Here is a 2,091-nt window from a genome sequence, read left to right on the forward strand (position 1 = left end):
CCTACTGTCTCTATAATGGCATTCGTCCCGCAAAAATGGCCTTTCCTGCAGCACTGACCATGCTCATTTCACTCTCATGGTCAGAAGCAGGGCCTGCAAGACTGACCTCCGGGCCGGAGCTTGTTCTGCTGTCTTTTCATGCTGTCCTGTTGCCGTTGTTTTACTGGTACGTTCACCAACAGAACCTGAACCACACGGTGTCGATTAATGCCATTGCCCCTGCCAGCCGAAAGCGGCGCATATTTGAGTCAGCACTTCGGGAGCATCTGCAAACCCCGGACTCGCCACTTTCAGACAGTGAGCTGATCCGGAAAGTCCTGGCAACGTTTGACCAGGTATTACCCGGCGTTCCTGCCATGGTGTTTTGCCACCAGCAGAATGAATGGCACTTTTCCCTCGGGGAAACCAATGACTACGCCAAAACCGCTGAAAATCTAGCCAGGCAGCTGCCAGACATCGAAGAGGACTTGCTCTGCGTGATCGCTTCAGGCAGCGAAACAAAAATCAATTTTAAAGACCGTTTTGGCACGGTCTATTGGCTGTTCCCGCTGACTATCGATGCCGGGAATAAAGTACTTATGATCCTGGCCCCTGCCAGATATCACCGCAATGCCAATACCTGGCAAACCGCCAGTGATATCAGCAATCATGCCTGCACTGTTTTTCAGGCAAATCGACAGTCGCTCTTTTGGCAACAGCAGGCCAAGCTTGACCCACTGACCGGCTTGCTGAACCGTCGGGCCTTCTGCCAGGAAGCCGAGGGTATTATCCAGACATCCCTTGGCACTGACCCCACCCGCCCCTGCTGCGCCCTGTTTATGGACATTGATAACTTCAAACAACTGAACGACCTGCAAGGCCACCCTGTTGGAGATCAGATACTTGAAACCACGGCGCTTATATGCCGCCAGTCCCTCAGGCATCACGATTTGTTAGGGCGTTACGGAGGTGAAGAGTTTGTCGCTTTATTGCCCGATACCGAGCCATGGCAGGCATTTCAGGTTGCTGAACGAATGCGAACCGCCATTGCCAGCGAACATGCCAAAAATAATCAATGGGCGAACCGCCAGCCCACCACCGTCAGTATTGGTATTGCTGCCCTGTCTGATGAGGCAAACTCCCTGGACAAAATACTGAAAGAAGCGGATGCGGCAATGTACCAGGCCAAGCAGAAAGGTAAAAACCGCACATCAATCAACACCAGCCGGACCGATATTCGTCTGCCGGCCAGTCAACCGTAAAACTTCAAAAATCTGATTCATTGCCTTCCGTGCCCTGGAATTTTTATTGGATGTTCAAAAGGCTTCTGCCACGATACCAAAGTCTGATATTCCCCAATGCAGGCAAGATCTGGAAGGTAAGCAGGCAGGTCAATCTCAAAATAACTGCCGCTGGCCTGCCGGTGAAACTGCTCCAGCTGACTGCATTGCTCCTGGTTAACCACCCAGCACACCGTGTCGGTGACACCGCGCTTGGCGCCGCTGGCGCTGCCAGGCGTCTAAGGTCTGCGGTGTCTTTTCGCCTTTCAGGTTGCGCCTGTAGCCCCTGCGGCACAGGTCAATAGACGGCGGAAACTGCATAATTGATCTCGGCTTCGGTAGACAGCGACCAGGTGCTGCCGTTCAAACTGGCCTGCACCGGCGCAATAAACCGTGCCCGGCCCTGTCGGCCACACCAGTCAATATCAAACCGGGACACGCCGTCGTGCAATCGCCAGCGGTGCCAGGCTTCAAAAATCCGGAATTGCTGTTCGGTTAAAGTCCAGTTCAATTGCAGGGTCTGGCGGTGGTTCGGGTTGCTCACCCGGTTGCGTGGCGCAACGTCGCCTTCGCTGGTCAATCGGTATTCGGCGGTTTCGAAAGTCCTGCCTGTTAGCGGGTCAGGCAGTGCTGTAGTAGTCCATATCAACGGTTCATTGTCAGTAGTACTGTAATCCGGTACTATCGCGGCTACACTTTTACGAATAAAGAAAATGAAAAAAAAGCATGCCACGACACTGCGCAAGCTCTTTGCCAGGCCGGTCAGCGGCAGCATTCACCAGGAGGCTGTCCGAGAATAGACTGCCCTACTGCGGTGGCAGCAAATTGGTCT

The 2,091-nt window shown here is 53.5% G+C and carries 2 protein-coding genes; one reads left to right on the plus strand and one right to left on the minus strand.

What is annotated here, in order from left to right; translation table 11 throughout:
- Positions 1-1,241, plus strand: a 1,241-nt coding sequence (locus KDK14_RS04310) for a GGDEF domain-containing protein (RefSeq protein WP_257263787.1), incomplete at its 5' end; no start/stop codon positions are given.
- A 316-nt stretch (positions 1,242-1,557) separates the two neighbouring features.
- On the opposite strand, the gene KDK14_RS04315 is transcribed toward KDK14_RS04310, so the two are convergent.
- Entirely contained in the window at positions 1,558-2,034 is a 477-nt protein-coding gene (locus tag KDK14_RS04315) for a hypothetical protein (RefSeq protein WP_257263788.1), read from the minus strand.
- Positions 2,035-2,091: the final 57 nt, after the last annotated feature.

Source organism: Endozoicomonas sp. ONNA2 (genome assembly GCF_024606365.1).
Classification (GTDB): Bacteria; Pseudomonadota; Gammaproteobacteria; order Pseudomonadales; family Endozoicomonadaceae; genus Endozoicomonas.